12 protein-coding genes are annotated in these 15851 nt (G+C 39.8%); 6 read left to right on the top strand and 6 right to left on the bottom strand.

From position 1 onward, the window contains the following. Nucleotides 1-39: 39 nt before the first annotated feature. From C9J45_RS19435 to C9J45_RS19410, 5 genes are all read left to right on the top strand, one after another. Nucleotides 40-864, top strand: coding sequence for a hypothetical protein (locus tag C9J45_RS19435; RefSeq protein WP_107292899.1), 825 nt, complete (start codon nt 40-42; stop codon nt 862-864). Nucleotides 865-1321: 457 nt separating this feature from the next. After that, nucleotides 1322-1978, top strand: coding sequence for a DUF2268 domain-containing putative Zn-dependent protease (locus tag C9J45_RS19430; protein ID WP_107292898.1), 657 nt, complete (start codon nt 1322-1324; stop codon nt 1976-1978). 642 nt (nt 1979-2620) lie between these two features. Beyond that, on the top strand, nt 2621-2872 hold the full coding sequence (locus C9J45_RS19425) for a hypothetical protein (RefSeq protein ID WP_107292897.1): 252 nt from the start codon (nt 2621-2623) through the stop codon (nt 2870-2872). Between the two features lie 795 nt (nt 2873-3667). Further along, nucleotides 3668-4453, top strand: a complete 786-nt coding sequence (locus C9J45_RS19415; RefSeq protein ID WP_107292895.1) for a toll/interleukin-1 receptor domain-containing protein — start codon at nt 3668-3670, stop codon at nt 4451-4453. A 99-nt stretch (nt 4454-4552) separates the two neighbouring features. Continuing rightward, nucleotides 4553-4984 carry a hypothetical protein gene (locus tag C9J45_RS19410; protein WP_146144330.1) on the top strand — a complete coding sequence of 144 codons (432 nt, stop codon included), beginning with the start codon at nt 4553-4555 and terminating at the stop codon, nt 4982-4984. Nucleotides 4985-5110: 126 nt separating this feature from the next. On the opposite strand, the gene C9J45_RS19405 is transcribed toward C9J45_RS19410, so the two are convergent. The 6 genes from C9J45_RS19405 to C9J45_RS19380 form a co-directional block, all read right to left on the bottom strand. Next, a complete protein-coding gene (locus C9J45_RS19405; protein ID WP_107292893.1) occupies nt 5111-7309 on the bottom strand; it encodes an immunoglobulin-like domain-containing protein in 2199 nt (732 codons plus the stop codon). A 501-nt stretch (nt 7310-7810) separates the two neighbouring features. After that, entirely contained in the window at nt 7811-8644 is an 834-nt protein-coding gene (locus tag C9J45_RS19400; protein ID WP_107208763.1) for a metal ABC transporter permease, read from the bottom strand. Then, nucleotides 8641-9399 carry a metal ABC transporter ATP-binding protein gene (locus C9J45_RS19395; RefSeq protein WP_107292892.1) on the bottom strand — a complete coding sequence of 253 codons (759 nt, stop codon included), beginning with the start codon at nt 9397-9399 and terminating at the stop codon, nt 8641-8643. Before C9J45_RS19395 ends, C9J45_RS19400 begins: the two co-directional genes overlap by 4 nt. Nucleotides 9400-9409: 10 nt before the next feature. Beyond that, nucleotides 9410-10300, bottom strand: coding sequence for a metal ABC transporter solute-binding protein, Zn/Mn family (locus C9J45_RS19390; protein WP_107287327.1), 891 nt, complete (start codon nt 10298-10300; stop codon nt 9410-9412). A gap of 374 nt (nt 10301-10674) precedes the next feature. Further along, entirely contained in the window at nt 10675-11694 is a 1020-nt protein-coding gene (locus C9J45_RS19385) for an AraC family transcriptional regulator ligand-binding domain-containing protein (RefSeq protein WP_107292891.1), read from the bottom strand. Next, nucleotides 11691-12662, bottom strand: coding sequence for a diguanylate cyclase domain-containing protein (locus C9J45_RS19380; protein WP_107292890.1), 972 nt, complete (start codon nt 12660-12662; stop codon nt 11691-11693). The genes C9J45_RS19385 and C9J45_RS19380 overlap by 4 nt, the downstream gene beginning before the upstream one ends. A gap of 259 nt (nt 12663-12921) precedes the next feature. Here C9J45_RS19380 and C9J45_RS19375 point away from each other — a divergent pair, with 259 nt between their 5' ends. Beyond that, nucleotides 12922-15033, top strand: a complete 2112-nt coding sequence (locus C9J45_RS19375; protein ID WP_107292889.1) for a phytase — start codon at nt 12922-12924, stop codon at nt 15031-15033. Nucleotides 15034-15851 lie beyond the last annotated feature (818 nt).

The following is a 15851-nucleotide window of genomic DNA, read 5'->3' as shown; positions in this document are numbered from 1 at the left end:
CCACGCCAAGTTTCCTTTTATATCGACCAATTATTCGGCGTGAATATTGAAGATGCAGGATTAAATATTAATAATCAGGTGTCATTATTAGCAGGGCAATTTAATCGAGTATTTGCATTCGCAATGACTAAGTTGTCATACAAGCCAAATAAAGACAAAGAAGCACTGACTTTTGTCACGGCATCTCAAGCTGACAAAGCATTTAAAGATGCGCTAACGCAGTTAGACATTAAGTCTACAGACTCATTTACGTTAAGTAATGATTCTGATCGTAAAGCTATTTACCAGTTACTTGATGTTGCGATTGGCAATGTTGAAAAAGCGATTGGAAGTGATTTTAATGCGGTAACGGATAAAGGTCCTATTGATCCAACAAGTGAAATCCAGATTTATACTGATGCAAAAATACAGGGTCAGATGTTCCTTTCTGCTTCTAAAGCAGGAGCAAATATCGTTAATAACTGGATGACACCAAATACCCATATTTCACTACCCGTTGACGCAAGTATCGACCAAATGAAAGACAGCGGCGTCGACTGTACAGCGCAAGCACAAAGTGCTTTTGCTAAGCTTGCAAGCGAGGCTGATCCAGAACATCCACAGCAAATTAATGTTAATTTCCAAAACAATAGCTGTATGATTTCTATTGGCGATTACACACCAGACGTTCCAGTACCACCGGTACCTGAAGGTGAGTGGGATCCAGCTAAAGTCTATGATAAGCCATGTGAAAAAGTCATGCATGATGGCCTGTCATACCATAACCAATGGTATACCACAGGTGAAGAACCAACACCTGAAGCATCTGCTAATTGGGGTGTATGGCGTATAGTAGGTAAAGATAGTGATATGTGTACAAATTAATCGTACTGAATGATTACTTCGTAAGTTCAAATAAATAGATTTACTATTTAAGCGAAATTACCCTCACAAAAGCCAGCCTATACCATGCTGGCTTTTTGTTTATTTCGCTGTTGGTGACTTAATCGTTACCTTGCTCTTATCGCGTGAAATAATGTTTTTCAAAACATAGATTTATCTCTTTTAATCGTCTAACCACTATCCCTTTTCCAACTATCCATATTGTCAATAATAGTGATTTACAAGTCAAAACCGCTACCACCGCGTTGGATAACCTCTTTTTTTATAAAACCTGACATATCTCTAAAGTTATAGACAAAGCACTGTGAAATGTCTGTGCTATCGGCTAAAACATTAGCAATTCGCAGAGATTAAATTGTTAATGGTAACAACACAAAAACAACGCCATTAATAGCGGTTATGCCCTCGTTTAAACCCAGCCTAATCAAAGGAGTATGATTTGGCAGTAAAAATTACAATACTTAACGCATCTGGAAAATTAAGCCAATACTCAGACTTATTGGAGCACACGATTGGATGTGCCCTTATTAAAATTGGTGAATTCCTTGAAGTATCAAATATTGATATTACTGTTTCTCCATTCCAAACAGGGGAAGAATCCCCGTCAGGCTTAGGCGGTTACGCTCTTAGTGAGCATAGAGTCGAGCTGTTAGTGGACAGCTCTCGAGATGATATTGCTGAAATAATAAAGACAGAGCTTCTTGAAGTTCTAGCGCATGAACTTCACCATGCAGTGAGATTAAGTTTTCACATGCCAACAGGCACCTTGTCACAGCAGCTAATAATGGAAGGTTTAGCGTGCCATTTCGAAAATCTGGTGACCAACGGTAAGCCATCGTCATTATTTAAAGAGCTCGATAACTATGATTGGCGCAACGGACTAGAACAAATGAGCCATCTATTAGACACAAAAGACTTTTCATTAGATAAATTGTTTTTGGGCTCACACCCTGATGAGTTCCCGAAATACGCAGGTTACTGGATTGGATACAATTTAGTTGCTGAATATGCGAAGAATCATAATGCAACCGACGCTGAAATGATAAAGCTAGAACCATCCCACTTTTTAAATGATAAAGTGAAGGCGGCTTGTTAAGCGACAGATAAGAATTATGTCGCGTAGCCGATGCCTATCCGACATGTTGGATAAACCCAAGCACTCTGTAAGCAAATATTGAAAATATATAGAAACTGCTCTCACAAAAAGCCAGCCTATACCATGCTGGCTTTTTGTTTATTTCGCTATTGGTAGCTTAATCGTTACCTTGCTCTTCTAGTAAGAATTGATGTCTTTCAGAGTAAAGATTTACCTCTTTTAATTGCCCTGCCACTCTCTCCTTTGCAACTATCCAGACAGGCAATAACAGTCATTTATAAGCCTAAAACTACTAGTAGTACATAAAATAGCCAAGTGTTTTATAAAACCTGACATATATCTAACTTTCTAGACAAAGCACTATAAAAAAACTACTTTATCAGCTAAAAAGCATCGGAAATTATCAGGGATTAAATTGTTAATACAAGAAACACATAAACAACACCTTGAAAGGATAATTTTTCATCTTTTTCCTTTTTAACTATACGTTAAGCACATTTTTAGTAGGAAGAGAGATGATGAGATACCTGGAAGATACAATTTATTAAATACGGATATTTAGAAAAAATGTCTGGAATCTTTGTTTGGAGCATTTGAAGCGTTCTGAGGTTTAGCTCGCCCGTTAGCATAATAGGATTTTAAATGAGATTAAGCATTATAATACTTATATTAACTGCGACTCTGGTTGGTTGTGGGAAAAAAATAGACGCGACAGAAGCACAAATCAATGACTGTAAGCAGCTTATCTATAGTCATAATGGATATGAGCCAAGCAGAATGGACTTTGTCGATATGAGATCAGATGGTTCAATAATAATTAAATACCATAGAAAGACATCAAGTAAGACTTGGACTTTGCGTTGCCATAAAGGTGAGCCACAAGTATGGGCTTAAGGTGGCAAAGTGTGGCTAGATATTTAAGTTTTCGTTGCGGAATTATATGCATTTATTCATACAGCATTTAATACGCAGTAATCATTACTATTTTCATATCAATTAGAAGGATATATACATAATATGGACTGCGCTAAACTACTTACTCTTATTGGACTATCATTGAATATGTTAGGGGTAGTATTGCTAGCTTTCTTTGCAACACCAGCTCACGGTTTAAGATCTGATGGTGCCGAATCATTTGGCATACAAAATGATTCGACTAACAAGCGTATAAGGAAATATTGGATTTACGTTGCCATAACAATATTCGCTTATTTTATTATTGCCCTTGGTTTTGCTTTTCAAGCATACCCTTTAATCTAATACAGTATGAAATTAAGTAACATCTCCCAGTACTCATAAGTAGAAATATTGTTAAATACGTTCTCTAAAGTAAAACAATAAAGCCAGCACTTAACATTCTGGCTTTTTGTTTATTTCGCTATTTGTGGCTTAAACGTTACCTTGTTCTATAGCGTGAAATGATGCTTTTCAGATAAGGGCTTTATCTCTCTTGTAATTGCTCTGCCACGCTCTCCTTTGCAACTATCCAGACAGGCAATAACAGTAATTTATAAGCCTAAAACCACTTGTAGTACATAAGATAGCCAAATGTTTTATAAAACCTGACATGAGTCTAACTTTCTAGACAAAACACTGTAAAGAATCTGCTTTATCAGTTAAAAACATTGGCAATTGTCAGAGGGTAGTTTATCAGCCCCTTAACAGGGCGTTAGGCCTATAAGGAGAATAATGAAAGTATTTTTTAGTCACGCATCAGAAGATAAACCACTTGTCGAACAAGTTTTTTTGAGGGTTGGTCAGCGATTTCCGGATATAAAAGGTTGGCTTGATAAGTACGAAATTTTAGGTGGTGACGACCTAATAGAAGCTGTTCACGCTGGAATAGAATCCGCAGATAAATTCCTTATATTCCTGTCTCCAAACTCGATAGATAAACCTTGGGTAAGAACAGAACTTCGCAAAGCATTGGCTGACGAGATCAACGGCATCAAGCCAGAATTCATTGTTCCCGTAAAGGTTGGCCATATATCTCAATTCCCACCATTCTTAGAAAGTCGATTCTACATCGACATTGAAAGCAAAACTGAAGAAGAGTGGATGCTTGATATTTATTCAGCAATTACAAGGCAAAAGAAAGAAACAGACACTCCAGCAGCTAATCTAGCCTTCTCTGTTCAGCTTGCGAGTGACGAGCCAAAAGCCGCAATGGTCGTATTTGAGCCTCAGTTTTGGGCTGAGCCAATCGGATTCAAAATTACAACATCCAAAAAAATAGAAAGTACTGTATGGCGATACCCTGCGTTCAAAGGTATGCAGCAAATCTCTATCTCCGAGTTAAAGGGTGATTTCGAGTATGGTATTCGTATTTATGACCATAACATAAAACCGAAAGTGCCTTTTGTAATGGGGGTTGTTTTTGGTGATGGCGATAATCCACGAGCAAATATTACTAAGATTGCTCCTTGGGATGGAGAAGGTGGTGAACAGAGCATGCGAGTAGTTAACTTCAATTAGGCCTAACAAGTTACTGCACGCGGATAAATTTCTCGCTGCGCTCCAAATCTACCAGTGAGCAAGGCGTTAGTGCTAACAACCTCGGAAGAGGACAATATATTGAACAATATAGATGCTTTTAATATTGCAGTTGCCGAGATATTAGGTGAATGCTACCGAGAGTTCCCATTAAGGGTAAGATTATCCAAATTGGATATTGGTGAAACAATTAAAATTGCCATGGGAGATGACCCTGACGGCGTACACAATTTGTCTGAAAAGGAATATGAAATTGCTGAAGAAGCAATGAATTGGCTTATGGAGGCTGGTTATATTTGGAGTCGAGAGCCTGACAATCGTATTTCTATGGAAGGCGTAACATTGTCGCCTAAAGGTTTAGAAATTCTGAATGCTGTCCCTGAAACGCTACAAGAAAAAAAGACGCTTGGCGATTTAATTAGTGGCGGAGTAAAAACGATTGGCAAAGATGTGGCAACAACTTCGGTGAAAACTGTATTAACATATGGCTTAAAACTTAGCTTAGGCACATAACAAGCTTTTGCCCAAGAATAAGTTAAGTCAGTAAGTACGCATATTGTTATATACGTTCTCTAAAATAAAAACAAAAAAGCCAGCACTTAACATGCTGGCTTTTCGTTTATTTAGCTATCGGTAAGCTTATAGCTTATCCCATGCGTCAGCCCAGTATAGGCTTGAACCCGGTGCGTATGAAGCATTTGCACACCAGCCCGTGTAAGGCCATGGTTTACATTGGTATACGTTACCGTCTGTACCTAATACTTGGTCGCCCGCTTGGTACGCTTTACCCGCTTCATAAGCAGGAACGTCGGTCACTGGTGGCTCAACCGTACCTTGATCTTCTAATACAAACTGGTGACGTGATTCTACTTGCTCACCTTTTGATTGGGCGATCATGCGTAGTGAGTGTTTACCTTCCACTACGTTATTAAGTACCAGTTTAATCGCGCTGTTAGCGGCAAAATCTGCCGTGAAGTTACCGCCGTTTACTGGGTAACCCATTGCGTCAATCACATCAATCTGTACAGAACTTGCTTTGTTCGCGGTGTAATTCAGGTTCAGTGTCGCAGTGCCGTTAGTGATCTTGTAGCTGCTGTTTACGCCCGATAGAGATGCGGTGAAATCTGCTTCTGGTTGTGGTGGTACAACGCCGCCACAGTCGCTATCGCCTGCTTCACGCCAAACACCCCACTCACCCGTTGTACCTGGTTCTTCACCTTTCGTATACCAACCCGCTAACCAATCTTTACCGTTATGGCTTACTACATCATCTTCAACGTAAACAACATCTGATTTCCACGGATTAGTACACACGATAGAGCCATCGTTAACTATCACGGTACGCTTTACAGTTACCGTCTGGTTTGCGCTGTCTGTGATTGAGTAAACAAGTTCGTATTGACCCGCAACCGCAGTGTTTACAGTGCCAGATACTGTGATGTTTGCTGTTAGATCGCCATCTTCTGCATCCGATGCTGATACGCCAGCCATGACATCGAAGTTTTCACCGATTTTCACAACTGCATTTGCCACACCAGCGAAGGTTGGTAATGCGCTAAATACGGTTACTTTACGTGGTGATACGGTTTCATTGTTGTCTGAATCTGATACTGAGTAAGTTAGTACATACTCGCCTACACGTTGTGTATCTACCGAGCCAGATACGTTAATTGCTGATGTTAGGGTGCCGTCTTCTTTGTCTGTTGCTGTTACGCCAGCCATTGCATCAAAGTTTGTGCGGTGCTGAACGCGAGCATCCGTTAAACCCATGATCACAGGTTTACCCGGTTGAACAACCGGTGGCACTTGGCTGTGAATGAACGGGCCGTAAGTGTTAATAAAGCTGCTGTTGTACGCTTGACCTGCTTTATTCGTGCCGATATCCCAGTTGATAGACCATGTCATTACACCACGTAGTGGCTGAGATTGTGCTTCAAGGCGTTTGAATGCATCAAACAAATCTTGTGGGTCTTGTACGTAACCTGTTGCTGCGGCATCGATGTTGGTTGGAATACCAAATACAAGTTTATCGTGTGGGATCTTAGTGAAACCACGAGTACCGTTGATCAATGAATCAGCCATGTAGTAGATGAACTCTTCTTTTAGCGCATCATTATTTTGGGCAATCCAACCAATGCCTTCAATGTAAACGCCGTCACCACCTTGGTTGTAAAACTGTGGGTTGATCCAGTCGTAGTAACCTTCAAGACCTGTGATGTAAGGAATGTATTTGCCCGATTCTGTTAGGTACGGGAATTCTGGCGCCATGGTGATAAGGAAGTTTTTACCTTGTGCACGGTAGTGATCTTTAACCATACGCAGTGCCGCTGGAATAACGGTTTGGTTATCCGCCGCATCAATCGCTGCTTGCTCAAGGTCGATATCTAGACCATCGAAACCGTATAAATCTGTTAGACGAATGATTTCATCAGCGAATGCTTGCTCATCGCCTGTTTTCATTTCAACGTGCGCATCAGCGCCACCTAGTGCGATAAGCACAGAGCGACCTTGATCGTTAAGCGCTTTAATTTGGTCGATGAATTGCTGCTCGGTTAAACCCGTTTCCGCATCTAAATGAAACGTCGGAATACGGCCTTCAGCCACGTCGTAAACTTTCATGAAAGAAACATCAACCACGTTATACATTGGGTTAATGTCTTTTAGTGACATCGCAGGTGCATTACCCATTTTATAACCTTGGCCGTCAGCCCAGTTATGCCAGTAACCCACAACAACCCCGCCTTCAGGGTTAACCATTTTGTCACCCGCGTGAGCGGTAAAGCTAATTGCGCAAGACAGTGCCACTGCACTCAATGCAAATAGAGATGTTTTTTTCATGTTATTACTCTTAAAACGACATTGGATAGGCATGTATCTTTAATAAAAGTGCCTAAGATGCGAGGAGCATAACGGAGCTTGTGAGAATCCACAGTGGTGAGATGTAACAGAACATTATTACGGCACGCGGGATCGGTCTTTGATTGGTTCAAATTTGTGACATAGCTATCGTTATTTTTTTGGCGACACCAATATAGAACAGCGTTCAAAATTTAGACCTGCTTTCAGAAAAATATTTTTTTTGATTACCAACGATACTTTTTTGACGCCAAGAAGATCAAATCAGCTGATGACTAATAACCTAAAGAAATTAAAAACAATAACTTAATGCTCACTGCGAATATTTACTCGTTACACTTTGTAACATTTACTGTGCAATTACACAGAAATCTACCAATCATGAATGTAAAAAGCGTGGGTGACATGGGAAAAACAGGAAGAGGATAACGAGGGTATGGAAGTAGGTAGCAAGTAGAAGGGGCGCTTCTACTTGCTGTACCATTACGCGGCTTGAACAGCGCCTTTTTTGAAGAATTTCAGGATTTCTTTAAGCCCCAGTTGCAACGCTAAACAAATAGACGCGGTAACAACAATGGTAGCCCCTGACGGTAGATTCATCTGGTAAGAGAAAATCAACCCCGTTAACGTAAAGCCAAGGCACCATAAAATACTGTGGCACATCATGGATAACATCGATTTTGTATATTGCGCCGCCATGTACGCTGGCATGGTTAGCAGCGCCATCACCAATACAATACCCACCACTTTCACTAAGATAACGCTGGCAATTGCCACTAGTACTAATAATGATAAGTACATGCGTTTTACTTTAACGCCTTTACTCTGCGCAAAATCAGCATCAAAAGACATTAAGACTAGCGAACGATAGTTATAAATCGTGTAAGCACCAATGATGAGTACACTGCCCCCCATCAGATATAACGTCGAGACTGGAACAGTGAGAATACTACCAAACAGGTAACTGCTTAAATCTGCCCCATATCCCGGCGTTAACGCCATTAAGATGATGCCGATTGCCATGCCTAGCGACCAAATCAGACCGATAAAAATATCTAACTGCTCTAGTTTACGCTGACTTAGCACCCCTAATAACAAGGCATTAATCGAAGTAAATACCAAGGTTGTTGGCATTACCGCAGTGCCTGCATAGAAAGCTAACCCCACACCGCCGTATGCTGTGTGAACAATACCACCAGAGAGAAATACTAATCGATTGGTCACGACTAATACGCCAATAATGCCGGCAACAATGCTAACCAGCACTGCTGCAATTAATGCATGTTGAATAAAGTTATATTGTAAGAGCTCGATCATACTAAAGCAGGACTTGTTTTGTGATTGGTTGTAGTTGGCTGAACAAGATCTTGAAGAAAATGGCTGTTCACGCCGTATAAGTGTTGCAACATATCAGACGTTAATGCCTTACTCTGCTGCACTTTCATGGTTTGGTTTAGCCCTAAAATCACATCAATCTGATACTCTAAAATACCCATATCATGGCTTACCACTAATACCGCAACATCTTTGGGCAGCGCTGATATCAAGGCAAAAAATTGTGCCGTCATGCTTGGATCGACATTACTGGTTGGCTCATCAAGGATTAATAACTTAGGTTGGGCAATCAACGCCCTAGCCACTAATACACGTTGACGCTGCCCGCCTGAAAGATCTTTAAACAGCGTATTTTCTATATGCTCGATATGCATTTGTTGTAATGCTTGGGTTAATAAGGCTGGCAGCGATGCCTTATCTTTTAGCTGCTCTGCATTGGCCCCCATTAATACTACGTCTTTTACTGTGACGGGTAATATTGGATTCAATTTATATTGTTGAGGAACATACCCAATAAGCGCTGGATGGCGACCGGGACGGTCGCCAAACAGTGCGAGATTGCCCTGATAACCCGATAATATGCCCAGTAGTAGTTTGACTAATGTCGTTTTACCACCGCCATTGGGTCCAAGTAATGCACAACGTTGACCTTCGTAAAGCTCGAAGTTTATGCCAATTAATGCTTGATGGTTCTTATAAGCAAAACTGACATTCTGTACATCCACAATCTTTTTCATTTTTTCGCTCTTAATGATTCACGTTAGATTCAAACGCGTTCGCAACCGTTAGCAAGTTATTACCCCAATCTTCTGCAAGTGGGTTAATTGCCACCACTTTGCCGCCAATTGCATTCGCAATAACTTTTGCTTGTTCTTTTGAAAACTGCGGCTCAATAAAGATAACTTTAATGTGCTGTTTCTTAGCTGTATCAATCAGTGATTTTAGACGTTGCGCACTGGCTTCTTTACCTTCATTTTGAATAGGCAGTTGACGTAAGCCGTAATCTGTCGCGAAGTAACCCCACGCTGGGTGATACGTCATAAATTGATTATGTGCTGCTGGGATCTTCGCCATAATCGCAATTAAAGCATCATCAATTTGATTGATCTTTTTAGAGAATTTCAGATAATTTTCGCGATATTCTTGCTGGTGCTGAGGATCAATGTTAATTAATGCATCACGAATGTTCATGGCTTGAATACGCACAAGGGCTGGTGATAACCAAATATGTGGGTCTTTAATGCCTGATGCCTCAGGAATACGCTCACCATCGTCGTTATAATCCATTGGCATACGCTCAATACCTTGCTGGGTATCAACAATCGTTAGATCTTTTGCTGAGCTTTTAAATTTGTTTAACCAGCTTTTTTCAAATGGCACACCGATAGAAAAGTAAAGTTTACTCTTGTTAAGTAACACAACTTGGTTTGGTGTTGGCTCGTAATCATCTGGCTCAGCGCCTGCTGGCACCATTACATTGACATTAACATTATTCCCGCCAATTTCTTTCACAAAATACTTTTGTGGGGCAATACTTACCGTTACATCAATTGGCGCTTCTGCAGCCATTGCTTTTGATACTGATAACAAGACGCACAGCGTTGTCATCAATACTATAAATGAAGACTTCTTTTTCATTGATCTATTCCTAATCACGACATGAATAATCCTGAGGTAAACACTCAGAATTGTTATGTTATAACATTTCTTTGTTTTTAATAGTTCGAATATTTATAAAAGAAGCAGTATTAGTTAATTAATAACAATTAACTACCATTAAATATAATAGCATTAAATAACAACCAACCTTCCCCTCTTTTATTTTTTAATTAAATATCATAAAGATATTTAATTAAAAACGTTAACTCTCATTGTTTAACGTTATTATTCTTATTATCAGTGAAATCTTAATTATCGATATTGCTGGTTATTAATAAGTGCTAATTTTACGTGGTCGTGAAATTAGTACACCTTACTCTATATTACTAGACATTATAGAATAATTGACGTGATTAATTTGTCTTCCAACGGCGAATTGCACGGCGATAATTACTGACATCAAAAAATTGCATCTCTTGCGCAATTTGGTGATCATCCCATTGTTTTATCTGTTGTAAATATAAAGCATGCTGCTGGTTAACCTCGCCCAATAATGAACGGTAAGTATGATGATGTGCTTTTAATCGACGTTTTAGCGTGGCAGGGCTCATTAACATCATTTCAGATAACGCATTTAACGACGGGACTTGAACAAGGTTTTGGCGAAACACATTTCGAATATGGCTCAATAAACCACAACTTGGAATGGGTGTTATCTTTCGTGCCACTTTATACAAGGTTGAAGAGCTATCTTTCAAAGTGACATCCAGATACTGCTTGGGTAAATGCAAGGCAATCATCGGCTGATTGAAATTGACCTTCTCCCAATACATCTGATAATGCTCTTGCCATGGTGGGCATAACCAATCCACCATAACAGACCAAGGTAATTGGGTATCAGCTCGCCAATTAACTAACGATATAACCGAAGTAAAGACATACTCTGTTAACCAACGAAAATAAGCAATACGATCTCGGGAGCTCAATGAAGCCTCAATCCCATAAGGATCTTCGACGAAAACATAAACGCCCGAATCATCAAATTGTGTGATGAGCTTAGATAAAGGGAAGTAGCTCTCAGAGTAAAGCGCTATATTACTCATCAAGGTGTTGACGGTCGGGGCATGGATCAATATATGGCTAGTCGTCGGAAATACACTCGGGATCAATTGCTGCCCAAACAGAAAGCTCAATTCTGGAAACTGCTCTAACTTCGCTACATTTCTAATTAAACGAGAGAATTGTACGGGACTTACCTGTAAATCTTGCGTAATTAAATCATCATAAAAAATCCCTGTATGCCGTAATACGTAGTGCATATTTACACCACGGCTACTGAGTAAATCCAGTAATAACGCAATGTGTTGCCTTGCAGGAATGGTTTTATCGTGGCATTCCAACCATGGTGCCGTCACTGCGTAATGCCCTTTCATGCGCTACCTTTATAAACGTGGGGCTCACGTGAAAGGTTTATCGCTTCATCTATCTGTTTGTATAATGATGGTAATGAGTAAGTGGACGGTTTGACTTCAACAATACCTATTTGCCATTGCATCTCTATGCGAATACTAGAATCTAAATAAAATTGGTAAGTGCTGAGTAACTGTTCAACATAGCGAGCATATATTACTGCATCTTTCTTGCTTAACCCGTCCAGTAACATAAGGTAGTGATGCCCCGCAACTTGGCACACTAAATCATTATGGCGAGATGCAATTAACAGCAATTCAGAGATCGAGACTCTGAGTCTTTCTGCTTCTTGAGGTGAAAGTTGAGGTAAAAGTTGATAACTGTTTTGTAAGTTAATCGCAATCAAATAACAATCATTTTGTTTGCTCGACTCTGCGTATTGCGCTGTCAGTGCACGGTGTAAATAACTCAACTCTGGGAGGCGATAATTTTCAGGATGGAGCGGCGTTCGCGCATTTAACTGTTGGCGTTGCATCACATAATTTTTTACTACTGCAAGCTCTTTACGCCACAAACAAAAGGCATAAGTCACAATGGCCAGCCCAAGGATCATGTACTCCATGGTATTTCCAATCATGGTGTAGTTTTTTAAACGAATAAACTCATCAATAACATCTTGGGTTAACGCTAAAAAAATACAGGTAAACCCCATCGCAAAATAGTTGGTAATTTTCCCCGGTGCACGGGTGGACAGGATCACCACCAGCCACACCAATACCATGATTGCCGATGAGCCTTCCCCTACAACATCTAACCAATTAACTTGCTCATAACGCTTAATCGTGCCGTTCGTAATATTAAACACAATCAGACTCAGTAACGCTAAAACCAATAGAGCAAGCCACCGATAATGCACACGCATGCCATAAAGCACGTCAAATAACTGATAATTAAAACGGGTAATAAACGATCTTATTGTGAAGGTAGGCATAGTAATCAATGTCTTATTTAACGGTTGTAATGAGAAAAGTCCGAAAAGCTCAAGTGATCTATCCTCCCATACAAATATGACAGCCTATTGATATTAACATTGAGAGATAGCCTTATATTGCTTCTAGTCCAAACAGCTCACGCCTTAACAAAAATACACTTAAAACATTGATATTATTAAACAAAGAAAATAATCAGTCACTTTTATGTAATAATACTGGCTTAGCTTCCCTCCTGACTTACACACATGGAGAGGAAAAATGCGTCGTTCATTATTAAGCTCAATCATCGCTTTATCACTGCTAACAGGATGTAATAGCGATAAAACTAAAACCGTTTATGTTGAAACAGAAATACCAAAATCTGATGTGGTAGCAACCGAATCACTCGCTACATCAACAACAGCAAAAACAAGTTATGACGATATTGGAGATGGGGCTTACTGGCTAAATAGTGAAGATGAAACAAAGAGCTTACTTTTTGTTACCTTAGAAGGTGATGGGTTGGCAGTCTATAACCCAGCAGGCGATGAGGTTGAACGCTTAGAAAACATTGAAGCCACTGGCGCAGATATACGCTACGGTATTAAAGCCGATAACGGTGACAGTATTGATTTACTCGCCGTTGCTTTACCAGAAAATAACAGTATCGGTTTTTATAGCGTGAGTAATAAAAACGGTGTGGTTCTTAATGATGTGGGTACGCTTACAACAGATTATGCCGCTGAAGGTGTCTGTTTACATAAAAACACCACTAACGGTGCATTGCTCTTAACGGGCGTGACTGATGATGGTGTGGCGGTGCAATACAAGCTGAAATACCAAGATGGTGAAATCAAAAGTGTTTTAGCTGACGATAATGCGCAGCCTATCGCGGTGCGCGAACTGGAAGTCGGCGGTGAACTCAGCGCATGTATTGTGGATGATGAAACGTCTACGCTGTATATCGCAGAGCAAGACTTAGGTATTTGGGCATATGGCGCCGATCCAGAAGATATAAACTCTCGTCAAATTGTTGATAGCATTGCGCCGTTAGGTAATTTGCAAGAAATTGAAGCATTAGATTTACTCTACCTTTCTGACGGTAAAGGCTACCTCGTTGTGGGTGATGAAGGTAAAGGTATGATGCTATATAACCGTGATGACTGGGCATTGAAAACAAACATCCAGCTAGACGGTGTCGATGAGATTAAGTCGCTTGCTGTCGCCAATAACGGGATTTGGGTCGGTAACTCAGAAGCCGATAAGCCAGTGTATGAAAAACTCAGTTATCGCACCTTAAATAGTGCCCCTTCTTTTGCTCAATTTCCAATTAATGAAGCACTTAGTTCAGCTAACCTTGCAGCAACGGGTATTGCTTTGGTGAAAGTCGTTGGCGAAACAGCACCTGTCGATGATGATGGTGATGCGGCAGATGATCCTGCATTTTGGTTAAACCACGCTGATCCCGATAACAGTTTAATCATAGGTACCAATAAACAAGGTGGACTGGTCGCTTACAATCTTGATGGTAAAGAGCTGCAATACCTTGATGAAGGAGAGCCAAACAATGTCGATATCATCCAAGCTGTGACGACACCTAGTGGCGAAACGTATTCTCTAGCAGCGGCCAGTAACCGTGAATTTAATACTATTGCGTTGTACAAAATTCAAGCGGCATCGGGTGGTAATGAACCTATCGTAGCGCTTGATGCGATTGGTGATAATGCCCACAACGAAGTGGCTCAACTTCGCTCCGATCTCAATGAAGTGTACGGTTTATGTACCTATCAATCATCTACTGGCGCTAACTATGTGTTCATTAACGGTAAGAGTGGCAACATTGAACAATGGCGCCTAGATATTACCGATAACGGCATTGAAGGTGCACTTGTGCGTAAACTGCAAGTGAGTAGTCAACCTGAAGGATGTGTCGTTGACCCAACCTCCGATACTCTCTATGTCGGTGAAGAAGATGCGGGGATTTGGGCATTTACCGCAGATGAAGCAGGCTCAACTGACGGAAAATTCATTATTGAAATAGATGGCAAGCAGATTGTTGCCGACGCAGAAGGGCTAACAATTTACAACGACGGTACGGTGAATGAACTGATTGTATCAAGCCAAGGTAACCACACTTATGCTGTTTACGATCTGGATAATAACTACCGCTATAAAGGCAGCTTTGCGCTCACCGCCGATGATGATAATGGCTTAGATGGTGCCAGTGAAACCGATGGTATTCATGCTGTTTCTGCCACGATTAGTGATCGTTTCCCGAAAGGATTATTCCTTGTTCAAGATGGCTATAACGTTGATGCCTCGTATGACGATCAAAATCAAAACTTCAAAATGGCAGACTGGCGTGACATCGCCAACGCATTGAAACAATAATGAATATAAAAAGGGCTTTGAATTCATCTTCAAAGCCCTTTAAGTATTGTTATTTACTACTAGTCCTATCAAATTATTTCACCATGTTGTTGCTTTTGTACATTGGTGAGAAAACAGGTACGTATAATTTGATAATTTTATTCATGATTGTAGACATGGTTAATTCCTCTGAAAATCAAGTATTAATAAAGTTAAAACAGCATACAAAGTCAGGTTTTATAAGCTTCAACCTTGCTGCTATGTGAGGAATTATAATCAGGCAGACTTAATTTAAAAACGAGAAAAACACCAAGTAAACATTAGATTAACTAATGCGAATAAGTTTTCATTCTGGCGTTATTTTTATTTAAAAAAGAGTCACAAGATTCACACTTAACCTATTGAAAACTTAGTTCACAAGCAAAAAAGCGCTGCTCACTGTCATTATAAGAGCGAGCATAAGTGCGAAAATTTCAGGCAGCATATATTTATACTCACCCCACTCGATAGTTGGCACACCAGGTTTTGCTCATGGGCAACATTGCTAGAAATTAAACGTCCAATAACTAATGCGATATATGAGTCTTCAATATAAACGTCTTTTTATTTATTATTGAATTAGCTTTTATTTTACAATTATTATTTTGTAAAAACATCGCAACCTTATATTTTCCATATCAATAAAACCACAAATAAAAAATATAAAACCATTTATTTAAATAATTATAAAAATGACAATTATTAAACATATATTTAATTTTTAAGTTTAATTAAAAATAAGATTAAATTTAGTTTTATTTTTTGTGACAAAGCTCAAATTTGTTACGAGAGTATAATAT

Source organism: Photobacterium sp. GB-1, from assembly GCF_003026165.1.
Classification (GTDB): Bacteria; Pseudomonadota; Gammaproteobacteria; order Enterobacterales; family Vibrionaceae; genus Photobacterium.
The sequence above is the reverse complement of the archived record's forward strand: the minus strand, read 5'-3'. Positions and strand labels throughout refer to the sequence as shown.

Bases quoted from the DNA above. Each gene is read 5' to 3' on its own strand.
- C9J45_RS19425 (WP_107292897.1), top strand. From the start codon at position 2,621: ATGAGATTAAGCATTATAATACTTATATTAACTGCGACTCTGGTTGGT.
- C9J45_RS19415 (WP_107292895.1), top strand. From the start codon at position 3,668: ATGAAAGTATTTTTTAGTCACGCATCAGAAGATAAACCACTTGTCGAA.
- C9J45_RS19405 (WP_107292893.1), bottom strand. From the start codon at position 7,309: ATGAAAAAAACATCTCTATTTGCATTGAGTGCAGTGGCACTGTCTTGC.
- C9J45_RS19400 (WP_107208763.1), bottom strand. From the start codon at position 8,644: ATGATCGAGCTCTTACAATATAACTTTATTCAACATGCATTAATTGCA.
- C9J45_RS19395 (WP_107292892.1), bottom strand. From the start codon at position 9,399: ATGAAAAAGATTGTGGATGTACAGAATGTCAGTTTTGCTTATAAGAAC.
- C9J45_RS19390 (WP_107287327.1), bottom strand. From the start codon at position 10,300: ATGAAAAAGAAGTCTTCATTTATAGTATTGATGACAACGCTGTGCGTC.
- C9J45_RS19385 (WP_107292891.1), bottom strand. From the start codon at position 11,694: ATGAAAGGGCATTACGCAGTGACGGCACCATGGTTGGAATGCCACGAT.
- C9J45_RS19380 (WP_107292890.1), bottom strand. From the start codon at position 12,662: ATGCCTACCTTCACAATAAGATCGTTTATTACCCGTTTTAATTATCAG.
- C9J45_RS19375 (WP_107292889.1), top strand. From the start codon at position 12,922: ATGCGTCGTTCATTATTAAGCTCAATCATCGCTTTATCACTGCTAACA.